The sequence below is a fragment of the Promicromonospora sp. NPDC023987 genome, from assembly GCF_040639055.1.
In the GTDB taxonomy this organism is placed as follows: Bacteria; Actinomycetota; Actinomycetes; order Actinomycetales; family Cellulomonadaceae; genus Promicromonospora.
The window spans coordinates 31202-48652 of the sequence record NZ_JBEZZF010000044.1 but is presented as its reverse complement, the minus strand read 5'-3'; the positions used below and the strand labels follow the sequence as shown (position 1 = coordinate 48652).

Annotated in this window: 14 protein-coding genes and 1 tRNA gene; 10 read left to right on the top strand and 5 right to left on the bottom strand. The window is 70.9% G+C overall.

Annotated elements, in window-relative coordinates:
* The first annotated feature begins 155 nt into the window (after nt 1–155).
* From AB0F40_RS18580 to AB0F40_RS18570, 3 genes are read left to right on the top strand one after another with little or no spacing between them, the layout of a single operon-like run.
* Entirely contained in the window at nt 156–1037 is an 882-nt protein-coding gene (locus AB0F40_RS18580; protein ID WP_357470708.1) for an alpha/beta hydrolase, read from the top strand.
* A complete protein-coding gene (locus AB0F40_RS18575; RefSeq protein WP_357470705.1) occupies nt 1030–1650 on the top strand; it encodes a WHG domain-containing protein in 621 nt (206 codons plus the stop codon). The genes AB0F40_RS18580 and AB0F40_RS18575 overlap by 8 nt, the downstream gene beginning before the upstream one ends.
* Nucleotides 1647–2387, top strand: coding sequence for a hypothetical protein (locus AB0F40_RS18570; protein WP_357470702.1), 741 nt, complete (start codon nt 1647–1649; stop codon nt 2385–2387). The genes AB0F40_RS18575 and AB0F40_RS18570 overlap by 4 nt, the downstream gene beginning before the upstream one ends.
* Before the next feature lie 93 nt (nt 2388–2480).
* Here the strand turns inward: AB0F40_RS18570 and AB0F40_RS18565 are convergent, their stop codons facing one another.
* Entirely contained in the window at nt 2481–3386 is a 906-nt protein-coding gene (locus AB0F40_RS18565; RefSeq protein ID WP_357470699.1) for a Bax inhibitor-1/YccA family protein, read from the bottom strand.
* A 220-nt stretch (nt 3387–3606) separates the two neighbouring features.
* On the opposite strand from AB0F40_RS18565, the gene AB0F40_RS18560 reads away from it, so the two are divergent.
* The 3 genes from AB0F40_RS18560 (at nt 3607) to AB0F40_RS18550 (ending at nt 7664) form a co-directional block, all read left to right on the top strand.
* Entirely contained in the window at nt 3607–4560 is a 954-nt protein-coding gene (locus AB0F40_RS18560) for an ATP-binding cassette domain-containing protein (RefSeq protein ID WP_357470696.1), read from the top strand.
* On the top strand, nt 4557–5444 hold the full coding sequence (locus tag AB0F40_RS18555; RefSeq protein WP_357470694.1) for an ABC transporter permease: 888 nt from the start codon (nt 4557–4559) through the stop codon (nt 5442–5444). Before AB0F40_RS18560 ends, AB0F40_RS18555 begins: the two co-directional genes overlap by 4 nt.
* Before the next feature lie 168 nt (nt 5445–5612).
* A complete protein-coding gene (locus AB0F40_RS18550) occupies nt 5613–7664 on the top strand; it encodes a catalase (protein WP_357470691.1) in 2052 nt (683 codons plus the stop codon).
* On the opposite strand, the gene AB0F40_RS18545 is transcribed toward AB0F40_RS18550, so the two are convergent.
* Nucleotides 7665–11264: an efflux RND transporter permease subunit gene (locus AB0F40_RS18545; protein ID WP_357470688.1), complete on the bottom strand. Its 3600-nt coding sequence runs from the start codon at nt 11262–11264 to the stop codon at nt 7665–7667.
* A gap of 299 nt (nt 11265–11563) precedes the next feature.
* Here AB0F40_RS18545 and AB0F40_RS18540 point away from each other — a divergent pair, with 299 nt between their 5' ends.
* From AB0F40_RS18540 to AB0F40_RS18530, 3 genes are all read left to right on the top strand, one after another.
* The gene (locus tag AB0F40_RS18540; RefSeq protein WP_357470685.1) at nt 11564–11779 is read left to right on the top strand and encodes a hypothetical protein; all 216 of its coding nucleotides are present in this window, start codon (nt 11564–11566) and stop codon (nt 11777–11779) included.
* Between the two features lie 75 nt (nt 11780–11854).
* On the top strand, nt 11855–12559 hold the full coding sequence (locus tag AB0F40_RS18535; RefSeq protein ID WP_357470682.1) for a helix-turn-helix domain-containing protein: 705 nt from the start codon (nt 11855–11857) through the stop codon (nt 12557–12559).
* A 108-nt stretch (nt 12560–12667) separates the two neighbouring features.
* Nucleotides 12668–13270, top strand: coding sequence for an ATP-dependent Clp protease proteolytic subunit (locus tag AB0F40_RS18530; protein WP_357470679.1), 603 nt, complete (start codon nt 12668–12670; stop codon nt 13268–13270).
* Between the two features lie 6 nt (nt 13271–13276).
* Here AB0F40_RS18530 and AB0F40_RS18525 read toward each other — a convergent pair whose 3' ends face one another.
* Nucleotides 13277–13771 carry a helix-turn-helix transcriptional regulator gene (locus tag AB0F40_RS18525; RefSeq protein WP_357470676.1) on the bottom strand — a complete coding sequence of 165 codons (495 nt, stop codon included), beginning with the start codon at nt 13769–13771 and terminating at the stop codon, nt 13277–13279.
* Between the two features lie 154 nt (nt 13772–13925).
* Between AB0F40_RS18525 and AB0F40_RS18520 the strand changes: the two genes are divergently transcribed.
* Nucleotides 13926–16166, top strand: a complete 2241-nt coding sequence (locus AB0F40_RS18520) for an excinuclease ABC subunit UvrA (RefSeq protein WP_357470674.1) — start codon at nt 13926–13928, stop codon at nt 16164–16166.
* Nucleotides 16167–16196: 30 nt separating this feature from the next.
* On the opposite strand, the gene AB0F40_RS18515 is transcribed toward AB0F40_RS18520, so the two are convergent.
* Together AB0F40_RS18515 and AB0F40_RS18510 are read right to left on the bottom strand one after the other, a co-directional pair.
* On the bottom strand, nt 16197–17135 hold the full coding sequence (locus AB0F40_RS18515; RefSeq protein ID WP_357470671.1) for an alpha/beta hydrolase: 939 nt from the start codon (nt 17133–17135) through the stop codon (nt 16197–16199).
* 182 nt (nt 17136–17317) lie between these two features.
* A tRNA-Leu gene (locus tag AB0F40_RS18510) sits at nt 17318–17391 on the bottom strand.
* Nucleotides 17392–17451 lie beyond the last annotated feature (60 nt).

The following is a 17451-nucleotide window of genomic DNA, read 5'->3' as shown; positions in this document are numbered from 1 at the left end:
AGTCAGGGTGGGAAGGCCAGCCACCATTCTCCCACGTCCCGTGCGAGCGGGGCACGGTCGTGCCTACTGTCGTGACGTAGCGAACCCGATCGGCACCGGCCCATCTGTTCTCTGGCCTCTTGCGCCGTCTGGCTAATAGGCGTAGCTTGCTGGCTATGACAACCAACCAGCTCGCCTTCCTTGCGCGGCCCGAAGGTCGCATCGCCTACAGCGACACCGGCTCGGGCCCCCTCGTCGTCGCCGTCCCCGGCATGGGGGACCTCCGGTCCACCTACGACGACGTCGTACCGGCCCTCGTCGACGCCGGCTACCGCGTCGTCGTCACCGACCTGCGCGGGCACGGCGACTCGGACACCACGTTCCGCACGCACGGTGACGACGTGACCGGCGCGGATCTCCTCGCGCTCGTCGAGCACCTCGACGCCGGACCCGCCGTGCTGCTCGGCAGCTCGATGGGCGCCTCCTCCGCCGCCTGGGCCGCCGCGGAGCGTCCCGACCTCGTGCGCGGCCTGGTCCTGCTCAGCCCGTACCTGCGCCACCCGGGGTCCCTGGCCATGCAGCGAGTCATGGGGGTGGTCTACCGGGTGCTGCTCGCCTGGCCGTGGGGCGGCGCGTTCTGGGGGTCGTTCTACTCCACGATCTCGAAGGGGCGCCGCTCACCCCGGCACGCCGAGCACGTCGCTGCCATCCGGCAGAGCATGCGCGGCCCGGGCAAGCTGCGCTCCTTCCGTGACCTCGCGGTGGCCCTCGACCACTCCGTCGTCGAGGCCCGACTGCCCGCCGTCAAGGCCCCGGCCCTCGCCGTCGTCGGCGCGCTCGACCCCGACTTCTCCGACCCGGCGGCAGAGCTGGCCTGGGTGGCCGACACCATCGACGCCCGCGCCGTCCTCGTCCCCGAGGCGGGCCACTACCCGCAGCACCAGGCGCCCGACGTCGTCGTGCCCGCCGTGCTCGAGTTCCTCGCCGGGCTCCCTGCGCTGCCGAGTGCCGCCGACGCCCCCGCCGCACAGGCCGAGGAAGACGGTCAGCGTGCCTAGGGCGGGCCTGTCGCCGGACGCGGTGGTGCGCCTTGCCCTCGAGGTCGTCGACGCGGGCGGGCCGAGCGGGTTCGCCGGCCTCACCCTCGCCAAGGTCGCCGCGCGGGCCGGTGTCGCGGCCCCCAGCCTCTACAAGCACGTCGGCTCGCTGGCCGACCTGCGCCGCGAGGTCACGGTGATCGCCGTCCGCGAGCTCACGGCCGCGGGCACGTCGGCGACCGTGGGCCGGGCCGGGGCCGACGCGCTCCACGCGCTGGCCGACGCCTGGCGCCGCTACGCCCACGCGCACCCCGGCCGGTACGTGGCCACGCAGATCGGGGCCGACCCGGACGACCCCGCCGACGCCGTGCTCCGGGCCGCCGGCGAGGAGAGCGTCCGGACGGTCGTCGCGGTGCTGCGCGGCTTCGGCCTCCCGGACGAGCGCGTGGTCGACGCCGTTCGCGCGGTCCGCGCCGGCGTGCACGGCTTCGTGACCCTCGAGCTCGGCGCCGGCTTCCGCATGCGGGAGGACGTCGACCAGAGCTTCAAGGTCCTGATCGACATGCTCGTCGCGGGAGTCGCCGCGCTCGCGACCCCCGACCCCGCGCAAGCCACCACCGGGAGCCACCGATGACCGCAGCCCACTGGACCCCTGCCGCCTTCGTCGCGGCCGGGCTGTCCTTCCTCCTCTTTCCGCTGCTGCGGCCGTGGCCCGACGAGTCCGTCGCCACGGCGGACCTCGCCACCGCCTTCGCGTCCGACCGCTGGGTCCTTGCGCACCTGTGCGGGATCCTCGGCCTCGCCCTCCTCGTCCCCGCGCTGCTCGGCCTGCGGACGATCCTCGCCCAGGCCGGTTCCGCAGACGACCGCGCGGGTGCCGGTGCCGGTCCAGACGCGGCCGCGGTTCCGGGAGCCGGGGCGCGTGCGGAAGCCAGGGCGCGTGCGGGACGCACGGCGGGCGTCGGCGCCGCGACCTGGGCGCTGATCACCGCGTGGGTCGGCGCCGGCTGCGCGGCGCTCTATTTCGGCGCCGAGATCTTCGGCATCCGTACCCTCGCGGAAGCCGCACTGCGGGAGAACGACCTCGGCGTGCTCGCCGACGTCGAGGTGCTACGCATGCAGCCGGGCGCCGTCGCGCTGTTCGGCGTCGGGCTGTTCCTGCTCGCCGTGTCCGGGGTGCTCGTCGCCGTCGCCCTGTGGCGAGCGGGCGGGCGCCCGAGGTGGGCCGGCGTGCCGCTCGCGGTCGGTCTCGTGCTCCTGCTCCCCCAGTTCTTCGGCGGCCCGGGGCTACGGATCACGCACGGGTTCCTCGTCGCTGCGGGCTGTGCCCTGGTCGCCGTGGCGGCACGTTCCCGGACCGGCCGCACGTAGTCGCCCGCCGCGCACGACGACGGCCCGGTCACCTTCCGTGGGGAAGGTGCCGGGCCGTCGTCGGTACCGCGGGTAGGTCAGTCGCCCGCCGTGTCAGTCGCCGCTGAAGAGGGTCTGCACGATCGTCAGCAGCCGCAGCAGCTCGATGTACAGCCAGATCAGCGTCACCAGCAGGCCGAAGGCCGCTGCCCACGCCATCTTGGCGGGCGCGCCGCCCTCGACGCCGCGCTTGATGGAGTCGAAGTCCAGGATCAGCATCATGGCGGCCAGGCCGACTGCCACGACACCGACGACGACGCCCAGCCAGCCGGAGCGCATGCCCCAGCCGTCCAGCACGCCGAACATCACCAGGCCGAAGTTGACCAGCGAGAACACGGCGTAACCGGCCACCGCGATGAGCAGCCAGCGCGTGAACTTGGGCGTGACCCGGACCCGCCCGCTCTTGAAGAGGAACAGCGCGGCCGCGAAGGTCGCGATGGTGCCGAGCACCGCCTGCACCACCACACCGGGCGCCATCGTCTCCATGACCTTCGAGATGCCGCCGACGAAGGCGCCCTCGAAGACCGTGTAGGCCACGATCAGGGCCGGGCTCGGGTTCTTCTTGAAGCTGTTCACGAGGCCGAGGACGAGGCCGCCGAGCGCGCCGACGATCATTACGCCGAACATCATCGGGGCCGGAACCAGCGTCCACGTCGCCGCGGCCACCACGACCAGGAGGGCGAGCAGCCCGCCTGCCTTGATGATCACGTCGTCATAGGTCATGCGCCGGGTGTCCGCGGTGGTCGCGGACGGCGACTGGTACATCGCGTCGAGCTCCGACGCGTCCATCGGCCGCTGACCCGCGGCGCCGTACTGGCCGTACTGGCCAGGCTGCGGCGCAGTGCCGTATGCGGGAGTCTGGTTGGGGTGGGTGGTGGTGCCGCCGCGACGCGCGCCTGCTGCACCGTTGCGACGGGGCTCACCGAAGACGTCGCTTCTCGAAAAGACGGGGTTGCTCATCTGCTCCTCCTGGTCTGTCGGACCATCCTAGGGAACGCTGGGGAGCTCTCAGGAGTTCCCGGGTCATACCGTGGGATGAACTGAGTCCCTCCACGGGATGATCCGGGCCGATTATGGGTGCGGCGGATGCCATCCGCTACCTAGTCTCGTAGCGACCAGTCTTGTAGTGAACGCCATTGACCGCAGAAGCCATCCCGCATGCCAGATGGAAGGGCAAGCAATGATCGAGGCCAGAGGCCTGACGAAGAGGTACGGCGCGAAGACAGCCGTTGACGGCGTCACGTTCACCGTGCAGCCGGGCCAGGTGACGGGCTTCCTGGGCCCGAACGGCGCCGGCAAGTCGACCACCATGCGGATGATCGTCGGACTGGACCGGCCGACCGCCGGGACGGTCACCGTCAACGGCAAGCCGTACGCCGCGCACCGCCGTCCGCTCGCGGAGGTGGGCGCGCTGCTCGACGCGAAGGCCGTGCACACCGGCCGCAGCGCGCGCAACCACCTGCTCGCCATGGCAGCCACGCACGCCATCCCGACCAAGCGCGTCGACGAGGTGATCGAACTCACCGGTCTGCGGCCCGTCGCGGGCAAGCGCGTGGGCGGTTTCTCGCTCGGCATGGGCCAGCGCCTCGGTATCGCCGCAGCCCTGCTCGGTGACCCGCGCACGCTCATCCTCGACGAGCCCGTCAACGGGCTCGACCCCGAGGGCGTGCTCTGGGTCCGCAACATCGCGAGGTTCCTCGCGTCCGAGGGCCGCACGGTCTTCCTGTCCAGCCACCTGATGAGCGAGGTCGCGCTGACGGCCGACCACGTGCTCGTCATCGGCAAGGGCCGCATCCTCGCCGACGCCCCCGTCTCGGAGATCGTCGACGGTGCCGAGCGCAAGCTGGTGCGGGTCCGGTCGCCGCAGGCCACGGAGCTCGCTGAGCTCCTCAAGGGCCAGAACGCCCAGGTGGACGACGTCGAGCCGGGGCTGATCGAGGTCCGCGGCAGCAACGCTGTCGCCGTCGGCGAGCTCGCCGCCTCCTCGAAGATCGTGCTGCACGAGCTCACGCCCGTCGCGTCCACGCTCGAGGAGGCCTACATGTCGCTGACCGCCGATTCGGTCGAGTACCAGTCCGAGGACATCGCGGGCCACGCGGGCACGCAGTCCGATCTCGAGGGGAGCAAGGCATGAGCGCGACGGTCACGGCTCCGCGCGGACCGGCGTCGGGCACGACGGTGGGGCAGACGCCGGTGAAGAACGTCTCTTTCTGGCGCGTGCTGCGCTCGGAGTGGATCAAGCTCTGGACCCTGCGCTCGACGTGGTGGACGCTCGGCCCGACCGTCGTGGTGATGGTGGGCTTCGCGTTCGCCATGGCGCTCGTGGCACAGTTCATCGGCGACCAGATGGCCGACGCCGGGCCCGAGGCGGAGGCCGCAGGGGCAGGCGGGATGATCCCCGGAACGCTGGTCGTGGCCTTCGGGTTCGAGACCGCCGCGCTCGTCGTCGCGGTGCTGGGCAGCATGATCATCACCGGTGAGTACAGCACCGGGATGATTCGCTCCACGTTCGCCGCCGTGCCCGACCGCCTCACCGCCTTCTTCGCGAAGGCCACGGTTCTCGCCGGCGTCACCGCGGTGCTGACGGCCGTGTCGCTCGCGATCGCGTGGGCCGTGACCTACCCGATCCTCGACGCCAACAGCTCCACGGTCGACTTCTCGGACGGCACGCAGGTGCGACAGCTCGGAGGCGTCGTCCTCTACGTCGTGCTCGTGGCGCTCTTCTCCCTGGGGATCGGCGCCCTGCTGCGCCACACCGCCGGAGCGATCTTCACCGTTGTCGCGCTGTTCTTCGTCGTGCCGACGATCTTCACCGGCGCGGCCGCCTTCGCCAGCGACATCGACTGGGTCGTGTGGGTGACCAAGCTGCTGCCCAGCGTGGCGGGCGCCCAGATCACCCCGACCGCCGGGGCCGTCCCCGACGCGCTCGACCCCTGGGTGGGTATCAGCGTGCTGGCCGGCTACACGGTGCTGGTCCTGGCCGGCGCGGCGACGCGCCTCAAGCTCCAGGACGCGTAGCGCACCTGGTCAAGGCCCCGCGGCCCGCACCGACGTCCTCCGGGACGCGCGGTGCGGACCGCGGGGCCTTGGTCGTTCCGGTCGCAGGCCGAGCGTCGCTGCGCCATCGTGGTTTGCGGACCTGAAGAAGCCGGGCCCCGATCCTGAACCCGATCCGAGGGACGCACCATGGCGCGCGACAGGAACCCCGTCCACCATGTCCCCGAGCTGCACGCCCAGGAGGGCGACCGCCTGACGACGGCGCAGGGCGCCGGTGTGGACGACACCGACCACTCCCTGACCGCCGGACCCCGCGGCCCCGTGCTGCTCGAGGACCATCATCTGCGCGAGAAGATCACGCACTTCGACCACGAACGCATCCCGGAACGCGTGGTCCATGCCCGCGGCGCCGGTGCGCACGGCGTCTTCCGGGCGTACGGCAACGCGGCGTCCGTGACCAAGGCCGCGTTCCTCGCCACGCCGGACGAGGAGACCGAGGTCTTCGTCCGGTTCTCCACGGTGCTCGGCTCCCGCGGCTCCGCCGACACTGTGCGTGACGTCCGGGGCTTCGCCACCAAGTTCCACACCAGCGACGGCACCTTCGACCTCGTGGGCAACAACTTCCCGGTGTTCTTCATCCAGGACGCCGTGAAGTTCCCCGACATCATCCACGCGGGCAAGCCGGAGCCGGACCGCGAGATCCCGCAGGCACAGACCGCGCACGACACGTTCTGGGACTTCATCGGCTCGCACACCGAGTCCACGCACATGGCGATGTGGGCGATGTCCGGCCGCGGCATCCCGCGCAGCTACCGCACCATGGAGGGGTTCGGCGTCCACACGTTCCGGACGGAGGCGGCCGACGGGACGACGTCGCTCGTGAAGTTCCACTGGAAGCCCGCCCTGGGCGTCCACTCCCAGGTGTGGGAGGAGGCCCAGATCACGCAGGGCGCCGACCCGGACTTCCACCGCCGCGACCTCTACGACGCGATCGAGGCGGGCGCGTTCCCGCAGTGGGAGCTGGGGCTGCAGATCATGCCCGACACCGTCGACGAGACGTTCGAGGGCATCGACCTGCTGGACCCCACCAAGATCGTCCCCGAGGAGATCTGCCCCGTGCAGGCCGTCGGGCTGCTGACGCTCACCGAGGCTCCGGAGAACTTCTTCGCCGAGACCGAGCAGGTGGCGTTCCACGTGGATCACGTGGTGCCCGGTATCCAGGTCACGAACGACCCGCTCATGCAGGGCCGCCTGTTCTCCTACCTGGACACCCAGCTCACCCGGCTCGGCGGCCCCAACTTCGCCCAGCTGCCGGTGAACCGGCCCCGGACCGCCGTGAACGACATGTTCCGCGACGGGATGCACCAGCAGGCGGTGCACTCGGGCATCGTGGCCTACAAGCCGAACCAGATCGACGACGACCTCCCGCGGACCTCGCCAGAGGGCGAGGACGCGTTCGTCACGATCCCCACGCCGGTATCGGGCGAGAAGGGACGCCACCACCCGGTGTCGTTCACCGACCACTTCAGCCAGGCCCGCCTGTTCTGGCTGTCGCTGACGCCGGTCGAGCAGGCGCACGAGGTCGAGGCGTTCACGTTCGAGCTCGGCAAGTGCCTGCGCCAGGAGGTCAAGGAGGGTGTGCTCGCGTCCCTGGCGTGCGTGGACACCGACCTCGTCGCACGGGTGGCCGCCGGCCTCGGGCTGCCGGTCCCCGACGGCGAGGTGCCGGACGGCGTCGTGGCGTCCCCCGCCCTGTCCCAGATCCCAGCCGAGTCGGGCCGGGTGGACGGCCGGGTGGTGGGCGTCTTGGTGGCAGAGGGCGGCGACCTCTCACCGGTCGCCGATCTCCGGACCGCCTACGCCGACGAGCACGTGCTGGTCCGCGTCATAGCCGCCCGCGGCGGCGAGGTCTCGGGCGGCTCGGGCGAGACGGAGCCCGCGGACCGCACGCTGCTCACCACCCGCTCCGTGGAGTACGACGCCGTCGTGGTCGCCCCGGGCGTCGCCGGCAGCGCCGTGGCGGCGGAACCACGCACCGCCGTCCTGCTCCAGGAGGCGTTCCGGCACGGGAAGGCCATCGTGGCGCTCGGCGACGGCGCCGACCTCCTCACCTCCACCGGCGTCGACACCTCGGCCCCAGGGGTGCTGGCGTGCGGCAGCGTGCGGGACTGCGTGCAGCCCTTGCGTGACGCGCTCGGGATGCACCGTTCCTGGGAGCGCCTGGCGATGTTCGCCGGCTGATCAGTCGGGCGGGTCCAGCGGGTGGGGCCAGGCGGGTGGCGGCGGCCGCTGGTACTGCCGCTGCGGCGGCACCGCGTACTGCGGCGGAGCAGGCTGCTGCGGCGGAGCAGGCTGCTGCGGCCGCACGGCGTAGCGCGGCCGCGCTGGTTCCTGGGGCGGCACCGCGTAGCGTGGCGGCGCAGGCTGTTGGGGCGCGGCATGCGGCGGCGCGGCGTGCTGCGGTGGCGTCTGGGCAGGTGTCGGTCGGCTGTGCCGGGCGGGGCGCGCCCTGCGCTGCGCCGCGGCCTGCCGCCCGACGGTCTGGAAGGCGCCCGTCGCCACGCTGGGGAAGGCACCCGTGAGGGGTCTGCGCACGGTACGTCCGGCCGCGTCGTCGGCGGCCCGACGACGCTCGGCCCGGCGCTCGAAGATCGTGTAGATCACGGGCACCACGTACAGGGTGAGCAGGGTCGAGGACACCAGCCCGCCGATCACCACGAGTGCGAGCGGCTGCGAGATGAACGCCCCGCCACCGGTCAGGCCGATGCCCATGGGCGCCAGCGCGAAGACCGTGGCCAGGGCGGTCATGACGATGGGCCGGAGCCGCTTCCGAGCCCCTTCCCGCACGGCGTCGTCGAGTCCCATGCCGTCCTGGCGGTACTGGTTGATCAGGTCGATGAGCACGATGGCGTTCGACACCACGATGCCGACCAGCAGCAGCGTGCCGATCAGCGCGGGCACGCCCAGCGGCGTGTTCGTGGCGACCAGCGCGATCAGCGCGCCGACCGCGGCGAACGGGACCGACACCAGCAGGATGAACGGCTGCACCAGGCTGCGGAACGCGGCCACCATGACGATGAACACGAGGGCGACGGCGGCCAGGAGCGCCATGCCCAGGTCGCCGAAGGCCTCGGCCTGGTCGGCGGCCGCGCCGCCGACGGTCACGGTCGCGCCGGCCGGCAGGTCCGTCGACTCGATCTCCGCGTTCACCGTCTCGGTCACCGCGCCGAGGTCGTCCCCGGCCGGCGTCACCGACACCGTGGCGGACCGGTCGCCGTCGATCCGGCTGATCGACGTCGGCGTCTTGGCCACCTCGACGTTCGCGACATCGCTCAGCGGCACGGCGCCGACCGCCGTCGGGACCGGGATCTCGCCGATCTCGGCCATCGTGCTCGGCACCGCGTCGGCGGAGAGGGTCACGCCGACGGGCCCCTCGGCCGTGTGCAGCTCGCCCATCTCCTGCGACCCGGTCATCGCCGCCGAAGCGATCCCGGTGACCTGTGTCTCGGTGAGCCCGTACTCCGCGGCGGCCTTGCGGTCGACGGTCACCTCGACGATCTCCTGCGCCGCGGCCAGATCGTTGCTGACCTCCGCGACGCCGTCCAGCGCGCTCATCGCGTCCTGGAGCTGGTTGGTGGCCTCGGTCAGCGTCGCGTCGTCGCGAGCGCGGACCACGAGATCGATGGAGGACGCGCCCACGGAGTCGCCGGCGGAGACGGAGACCTCCGTCGCGGGCTTCTCGGCCGGCCCGCCGACGGCGGCGCGGATGTCCGCCGCGGCGTCCGCGCTGTCGGCCGTCTCATCGAGCGTGACCGCGAACGTCGCCTTGAGCCCCGCGCTCGCGCCGCCGAACACCGCCATCGACATGTCGCCGCCGCTGCCGACGGTGGCCTGCACGCTGTCGACGGCGTCGACGTCGGCCAGGGCGGTCTCCACCTGCTTCGCCGCCTCGTCCTGACCCTTGAGCGACGTGCCGGCCGCGTAGTGCTGCGTCACGGTCACGGTGTCCTGGCCGCTGTCCCCGAGGAAGCTGGTCTCCATGTTCGGGACGAGAGCGGACGTGCCGCCGAGGACCGCGACGGCCATGCCGATGGTCACGACCGGCCGGGCGAGCGCACCGTTCAGCGACGGAACGTAGATCCGCTGCCAGACGCCGCGGCTCTCCTTCTCCTCCGCGGCGGCGCGGGCGACGGCCGCGCCGCGCCCGGTCGACCTCGGCGGCCGGATGAACCAGTACGCCAGCACCGGCACGATCGTCAGCGCCACGACGAGGGAGGCCAGCATCGCGATGGACACGGTGAGGGCGAACGGCCGGAACAGCTCGCCCACCATGCCGCCCACGAACGCGATCGGCAGGAATACGGCGACGGTGCAGATGGTGGAGGCGGCGATGGCCCCGCCGACCTCGCGCACGGCCGCGAGGATCGCCTCGGTCTTCTCCTCGCCGTACGACATGTGCCGCTTGATGTTCTCGATCACCACGATCGCGTCGTCGACGACGCGGCCGATCGAGATCGTGAGCGCCCCCAACGTCAGGATGTTCAGCGTGTAGCCGCCCGCCTGCATGGCGATGAAGGTCACCGCGAGCGACAGCGGGATGGAGATGGCGGACACCAGCGTGGAGCGCATCGACATCAGGAAGACAAGGATCACGAGGACCGCGAACAGCAGGCCGAGGCCGCCCTCGGTGGCCAGGCCGTGGATCGACTCCTCGACGAACGGTGCCTGGTCGAACACGACAGCCGTGTTGATGCCGCGCTCGGCCAGCGTGTCCGCCACCTCGGGCTCCGCCAGCGCTGCCTCGATCGCGTGCGACACCTCGACGGTGTTGGCCTCCGGCGTCTTCGTCATGGCCAGGCCCAGGGACGCCGAGCCGTCGAGGCGGGAGTACGACGTCGCCTCGACCGGCTCGAGCTGGACGGCCGCGACGTCGCCCACCAGCGCCGGGTCCGGGGTGGCGGGCGTGTCGGGCGCGGTCGGCGTCGTGGGCTCGGCGGTCCGGGCCTGCGCGTCCGTGTCCTGACCCGCTGCGGCACCCGCGTCACCGGCCGCGGCGCCGGCACCCGCGTCACTGGCCGCAGCGCCCGGGCCACCGGCACCACCGGGGATCACGGGCAGCTGCTTGAGCTGGTCGACCATGTCGACGGGCTTGCCGAGCTGGACCGACCAGGCACGCCCGCCCTCCGTGATCTGCCCCGCCGGCACGACCACACCGTTGTCCTGCAGGACCGTGGTCAGGTCGTTCGCCGTGAGGCCGGCCGCGGCGAGCTTCTCCTCGTCCGGAACGATGCGGACCTCGGTCTCGCGCTCGCCGGTGACCGAGACCGCCCGGACGCCGTCGACGTCCTCCACCGCCGGCACCACCACGTTCTCGACGGTGTCCGCGAGCGCGTTGGCGTTCTTGTCGCCCGAGACGGCCATCTGGACGACCGGCACGTCGTCGACGGAGCCGGTCGTGACCTGCGGGCTGACGTCCTCGGGCAGGATCTGCTGGGCACCGGCCATCGCGGTCTGGAGCCGTTGGGTCGCGGCTTCCATGTCCGTGCCGTAGGTGAACTCGACGGTGGTCAGCGAGACGCCGGTGGACGCCGTCGACCGGACCGACGCTATCCCGTCGATCGAGGCGACCGCCTCCTCGATCACGTCGGTGACCTGCTCTTCCACGATCTCGGGCGACGAACCCTGGTACTGCGCGCTCACGATGCCCGTCGGAAGCTGCAGGGAGGGGATCAGCTCCTGCTTCAGGGACGTCATGCTCAGCACCCCGAACACCGCTATCGCGATCGTCACCAGCGCTACGACGGCTCGGTTCGCGAGGGACAGTCGGGCGAGATGGAACACGAAGACTCCACGGTGCGGACGAAGATCGGGCATACGGCGCGCCGCCGCCGTCGTAGCCGAGTTCGGACCAACGGGGTGAAACTGACCGAAGTCACAGAGTAGGGCAGTATCCTGCCCCGCCTGCAAGCGCTGACAGAGGCTGGCGAGGCGGGTCAGAGTATGCCCCGGGCGACACGAGAACGAGGAGAACGATCCCCAAGAACCGTTTGCAAAGAACTGCTTGCAAAGATCTGTTGGCATGCGTAGGGTGAGGACACGAGCTAGCCCGCCGAACCACCACACAGAGCCAGGAGAACGTGATGAGCGCCTACGCACCCGCCGTCCGCACCGCTGTACTGCAGCCCATCGGAGTCCCCCTCGCGGCAGCCTCCGCCACTCGCCGGCGACCCGTCGCGCCGAGCCCCCGTGACCGCGCGGCGCAGCGCCGCGAGATCGAGCGTGCCGAGCGGCAGCGTGCCCAGGCCGAGCGCGTGCGCGACAACGCGGCGGCGCGCCACCCGCTCGCCCTGCGCTGACCGCTGATCGCTGACCGCCGCAGGTCCGCGCTCACGATCCGGTCCGATCGACGGCGAGTGGGTAACGTCCTGCCTATGGCGACAGCACGCAAGGACTCCCCGGGCAGCCCGGCGGACCGGGACGCCCGCTCACGCTCGAGGCCACCGGCACCGCGGGCCGTGCCGGACCCGTCCGAGTCGCCGGCCGTGGGCCGGCCCGCCGAGCTCGGCCCGGCGGCGCTGCGCACGCTCGCCCATCCGCTGCGGATCCGCATCCTCGACCTGCTGCCGATGCGCGGGCCGCTCACCGCCAGCAAGCTCGGTGAGATCCTCGGTGAGTCCAGTGGTTCGACGAGCTACCACCTCCGTCAGCTCGCCAAGCACGGCCTGGTCCGCGAGGTGGAGGGCAAGGGCACGGCCCGGGAACGCTGGTGGGAGCGCACTCCCGGCGGGTTCAGCATCTCCAGTGCTGGAAAGGGTTCCCCCGCGGGTCGCCAGACCGCCGAGGCCGTCAACATGGAGTTCCTGCGCCTCCGCAACGAACGGGTGGCAGCCTTCGCCCGTGCGGGGCAGGAGGTGGACGAGGAGGTCCTCGAGTCGTGGCTGGGGGCCGCTACGTTCGCAACGACCAACAAGTGGGCCACGCGGGAGCAGATGACGGCGATCGTCGAGGCCTGGGAACGGTTCGCCGCGGAGCACCTCGATCCGCTGAGCAGGCAGGAGGGCGAGCCAGGGACCATGCCGTTCGAGGTCCATTTCGACGTGTTCCCCACCGTCGACTCGGAGGGAAACCCGCTCTGAGGCACGCTGCCCGAGGTACGCGGTCGGCGGCCCGCCGTCTGCCGTGAGCAGATCTGCGGCGGGCAGAGATCGCTACCCCGCCGGCCCGCGCGGGGCAATGGTGGAGGCATGACCGAGACAAGCCACAGCCAGCCCTTCGACGACCACCTCGCGACGCGTCTGCTGCACCAGCGGATCGTCCTGATCGGCACAGAGATCGACGACGCCGTCGCCAACCGCGTGACCTCGCAGCTCCTGCTGCTCTCCGCCGAGGACTCCGGCGCGGACATCAGCATCTACATCAACTCCCCCGGCGGCTCCATCAGCGCGGGCCTCGCCGTCTACGACACCATGAAGCTCCTGCCGAACGCCGTCTCCACCGTCGCCGTCGGGTTCGCCGGCAGCATGGGACAGTTCCTGCTCGCCGCGGGCACTCCGGGCAAGCGGTATGCGCTGCCGCACGCGCGGATCATGATGCACCAGCCGTCGGGCGGGGTCGGCGGTACGACGACCGACGTCGTCATCCAGGCCGAGAACATCCGCCACGTGAAGGACCTGATGACCCGCCTGCAGGCCGAGCACACCGGACAGCCCGTCGACACGGTCGCCGCGGACTCGGAGCGCGACCGCTGGTTCACGGCCGAGCAGGCACTGGCCTACGGCATGGTCGACAAGATCGTGGACCAGGTGAACGACGTCCGGCCGGGCGGAAAGCGGCGCGCCGGGCTCTAGAGCCTCTCATGCCGCCAGCAGCACGACCTCGCCACGTTGTCCGACGCCGGAGGTGCCGGTCGGCGCCGCGCGCTCGGGCTGGAGCGGGTGCCGGGACGACGAGAAGCCGGCCGCACGGCGAGCAGCGGACGAGAGGACCCGTACCCTGCGGTTCTCCTCCTGTGCCGCCAGCGCGAGAGCGAGCTCGGCCCACGCACGCTCCACGAGGTCGACCAGACGCATGCCGAGCGCCTCGCACACGGCGGCGAGCACCTCGGACGAGGCCTCCTTGCGCCCGCGCTCGATCTCCGACAGGTAGGCCGTGGAGACCCGCGCGTCCGTGGCGACGTCGGCCAGCGTGCGGCGCTGCTCGCGGCGCGTGGTCCGCAGGATGCCACCCACGAGATCACGTAACAGCGGTTCACGGGTGTGTTCGAGCGTGCCAGGTCTGGCGCCGGGCCCGCCGCCGTCGGTGGTGCCGAGCCCAGCAGTACGTGCGGTACCTGTTGAGATCAATGCCATCTGCCCACTCCCGCCGTTAGTACCCGTCACGCTACCCAACCCCACTGACACTCCAGGTCGTTCCGGCGTCTGCTCCTGGCGTAACGCCGGGACCGCACGCGCGGTGCGTGTCAGTGGCTGCTGGCACCATTGGACCACCGACCAGGAAGGGACAGTGGTGTTCGGATCTATCGAGGTGCGCGGGGCCCGTGAGAACAACCTGCAGGGGGTCTCGATCGACATCCCCAAGCGGAAGCTCACGGTGTTCACGGGGGTTTCCGGGTCGGGCAAGAGCTCGCTCGTCTTCGGCACCGTCGCCGCGGAGTCGCGGCGCCTGATCGACGAGACGTACCCCGCATTTCTGCAGGGCTTCATGTCGTCCCGCCCGCGACCCGACGTCGACACCCTGTCGAACCTGTCGGCGGCGATCGTCGTGGACCAGGAGCCCATGGGCGCCAACGCCCGCTCGACGGTGGGCACCGCGACGGACGCCTACACGATGCTGCGCGTCATCTGGTCGAGGCTGGGCCAGCCGTACATCGGCGGGTCCAACCTGTTCTCCTTCAACGACCCGCAGGGCATGTGCGATGGGTGCGAGGGCCTCGGCCGCGTGTCCGCCGTCGACACCGAAGCCCTGGTGGACCGCAGCAAGTCGCTGGCCGACGGCGCCATCACGTTCCCCAACTTCGGCGTCGGCTCCTGGTACTGGAAGGTCTACGCCGACTCCGGCCTGTTCGACGTCGACAAGCCGCTGGCCGACTACACCGACACCGAGTGGCACGACCTGATGTACGGCGCGGAGCGGAAGATCGTCTCGGGCGGCATCAACGTCACCTACGAGTCGTTGGTCCCCAAGATCACGCGGCTCTACCTCGTCAAGGACGTCGACTCGATGAAGGGCGCGATGCGGGCAGCCGTCGACCGGCTCGCCACGTTCACGGCGTGCCCGGCCTGCGGCGGGACGCGGCTCAACGACCGAGCACGATCGTCGCTGGTCAAAGGCAAGCACATCGGCGAGGCCGCGGCCATGCAGCTCACGGACCTCGCCGAGCTGGTGCGCGACCTCGCGGACCCGCACGTCCAGCCCATCCTCGACGGCCTCAACGACCTGCTCGCCACCTTCGAGCAGATCGGGCTGGGCTACCTGTCGCTGGACCGGGAGTCGTCGTCCCTGTCGGGCGGCGAGGCGCAACGCACCAAGATGGTGCGGCACATGGGGTCGGCCCTGACCGACATGACCTACGTGTTCGACGAGCCGACCATCGGCCTGCACCCGCACGACGTGCGACAGATGAACGCGCTGCTCCGCCGCCTGCGGGACAAGGGCAACACGGTGCTCGTCGTCGAGCACAAGCCCGAGGTCATGGCCGCGGCCGACCACCTCGTCGACATGGGTCCTGGCGCCGGCACGCACGGCGGCACCGTGGTCTACCTGGGTGATCTCGCCGGTCTGCGCACCTCAGGGACCGCGACGGGCAAGCACCTGGACCAGGCGGTCACGCTCAAGAGCACGCCTCGCACTCCGACGGGGTCGCTCCGGATCGAGCACGCGAACCTGCACAACCTCCGGGACGTCTCGGTCGAGGTCCCGCTCGGGGTGCTCGTGGCGGTGACCGGCGTAGCCGGGTCTGGCAAGAGCTCGCTCATCCACGGCTGCCTGCCGCGCGACGGCGTGACGTTCGTGGACCAGTCGGCGATCCGGGGGTCGCGGCGCTCCAACCCTGCCACCTACACGGGAATCCTCGAGCCAATCCGCAAGCAGTACGCCCGCGCGAACGGCGTCAAGCCCGCGCTGTTCAGCGCGAACTCGGCCGGTGCCTGCCCGGAGTGCAAGGGCGTCGGCCTCATCTACACCGACCTCGCCTTCATGGCGGGCGTCGCGAGCCCGTGCGAGGCGTGCGGCGGCAAACGGTTCACCGACGAGGTGCTGGGTTACACGCTGCGCGGCAAGAACATCGCCGACGTCCTGGCCATGTCCGTCGAGGAGGCACTGGGCTTCTTCACGGAGAAGTCGGTGCTGCCCATGCTGTCCCGGCTGTTCGACGTCGGGCTGCACTACATCTCGCTCGGGCAGCACCTCAACACGCTGTCCGGCGGCGAGCGGCAGCGGCTCAAGCTCGCGATCGAGATGGGCGGGGACACACCGGCGTTCGTGCTCGACGAGCCCACCGCAGGCCTGCACATGCAGGACGTCGACAACCTCGCCGGCCTGCTCGACCGGCTCGTCGACTCGGGCCGGTCGGTCATCGTCGTTGAGCACAACCTGTCGGTCGTCGCCCGCGCCGACTGGGTGATCGACATGGGCCCCGGCGGCGGGCACGACGGCGGGCACGTCGTCTTCGAGGGCACACCCGCCGACCTGGCGCGGGAGGAGCGGTCGTTGACGGGGCGCCACCTCGCGGAGCTGGTCGCCTGATCGCGTGCCGCGCCCGCGCTTCCCCAGCGATCAGAGGCGGGTCTTGATGAACGCGGCCGTCTGCTCGGCGATCAGGTCCGGCTTGTGCTGGAACACATAGTGGCCGACGTCGAGCTGTACGAGCTCCGCACCCGCCTGGTCGGCGAACTCGGTGCTGGCGGGCACCCAGAAGTCGCCGATCTCTTCACCATTGGACACGAACATCAGCGTCGGGTCGTCGGGGATTCCGCCTTCCTGCACGGTGGCCGCGTTGTCGAGGAGCGCGAGACCTTCGGCGTACTGCGAGTCGTTGAGGAAGTTGTGGTGGGTCAGCATCTCCTGCTGGGAGATCTCGTCGGTGCCCAGCCCAGCGGTCAGAGCGTCACCGCCCATGAGCCTCGAGACCCCGACGAACTTCAGTTTCCGTCCCAGGTCCATCGTGGCCTTCTCAGCCTCGAAGTCGAGCTCGTCGTAGGAATGCGGGACCGCCATGTCAAGGCCGACGACACCGGCCACCTCGTCGGGGTAGGTCTGCGCCCAGTACAGGGCTTCGAGCCCGCCCATCGAGTGCGGCGCCAGGACGTAGGGCGGCTTCTCCCCGGCCTGTCGCAACGCTTCTCGAGTGTCCTCGAGCATGGCGGCCACGTGCCGATCGGTGTCGACGGTGTCGGAGTACCCGTAACCGAAGCGCTCGACCACTACCGTGTGGAAATCGTCGTCGAGGCGGTCCGTGAGCGGATTGAAGGAGAAGATCGGCGAGGCCGTCCCTGCCCCGGAGATGAAGACGATCGCCGGCTCATCGTTCTTCGGCCCGTGCGCGCTCACGGACATCTGGTGCTCGTCAACGGTCGTCATCTGCCCTACGGGCTCGAGCTCGCTCGCCTCCTGGCGGAGCATGATGTGGTGGTAGCCGGTGAAGCCACCCACCAGGACGAGCGCGGTGACGAGCAGGCCCGCCAGGGTCTTACCGATGAACTTCAGGGCTCGCATGTCATTCCCGTCATTGGATGCGCGACCTCCTTGGTGGAGGTCCGTCGCTCTGCATCCAGTCTGCGAGCCGGGCCGCCGCTCCGGCAGGGTGCCAGCCTCCGGGCTACGCCCGGTAACCCCCCACCTGGAAACGTGGGTTAACCCTACCGATACGGCAGTAAGTAGGACAAGCCGGACAGCGGTGCCCCCACCCGGATTCGAACCGGGACTGTGCCGGGTTTAAGCCGGCTGCCTCTGCCAGTTGGGCTATGGGGGCGCACCGCAGAGACTACCGAGCCTCCGCACAAACGACCGCAGGCCATGCGATCCTCCGCGA

Excerpts from the sequence above, each read along its gene's own strand:
- AB0F40_RS18580 (WP_357470708.1), top strand. The coding sequence starts at position 156 with ATGACAACCAACCAGCTCGCCTTCCTTGCGCGGCCCGAAGGTCGCATC.
- AB0F40_RS18570 (WP_357470702.1), top strand. The coding sequence starts at position 1,647 with ATGACCGCAGCCCACTGGACCCCTGCCGCCTTCGTCGCGGCCGGGCTG.
- AB0F40_RS18565 (WP_357470699.1), bottom strand. The coding sequence starts at position 3,386 with ATGAGCAACCCCGTCTTTTCGAGAAGCGACGTCTTCGGTGAGCCCCGT.
- AB0F40_RS18560 (WP_357470696.1), top strand. The coding sequence starts at position 3,607 with ATGATCGAGGCCAGAGGCCTGACGAAGAGGTACGGCGCGAAGACAGCC.
- AB0F40_RS18555 (WP_357470694.1), top strand. The coding sequence starts at position 4,557 with ATGAGCGCGACGGTCACGGCTCCGCGCGGACCGGCGTCGGGCACGACG.
- AB0F40_RS18550 (WP_357470691.1), top strand. The coding sequence starts at position 5,613 with ATGGCGCGCGACAGGAACCCCGTCCACCATGTCCCCGAGCTGCACGCC.
- AB0F40_RS18540 (WP_357470685.1), top strand. The coding sequence starts at position 11,564 with ATGAGCGCCTACGCACCCGCCGTCCGCACCGCTGTACTGCAGCCCATC.
- AB0F40_RS18535 (WP_357470682.1), top strand. The coding sequence starts at position 11,855 with ATGGCGACAGCACGCAAGGACTCCCCGGGCAGCCCGGCGGACCGGGAC.
- AB0F40_RS18530 (WP_357470679.1), top strand. The coding sequence starts at position 12,668 with ATGACCGAGACAAGCCACAGCCAGCCCTTCGACGACCACCTCGCGACG.
- AB0F40_RS18525 (WP_357470676.1), bottom strand. The coding sequence starts at position 13,771 with ATGGCATTGATCTCAACAGGTACCGCACGTACTGCTGGGCTCGGCACC.
- AB0F40_RS18515 (WP_357470671.1), bottom strand. The coding sequence starts at position 17,135 with ATGCGAGCCCTGAAGTTCATCGGTAAGACCCTGGCGGGCCTGCTCGTC.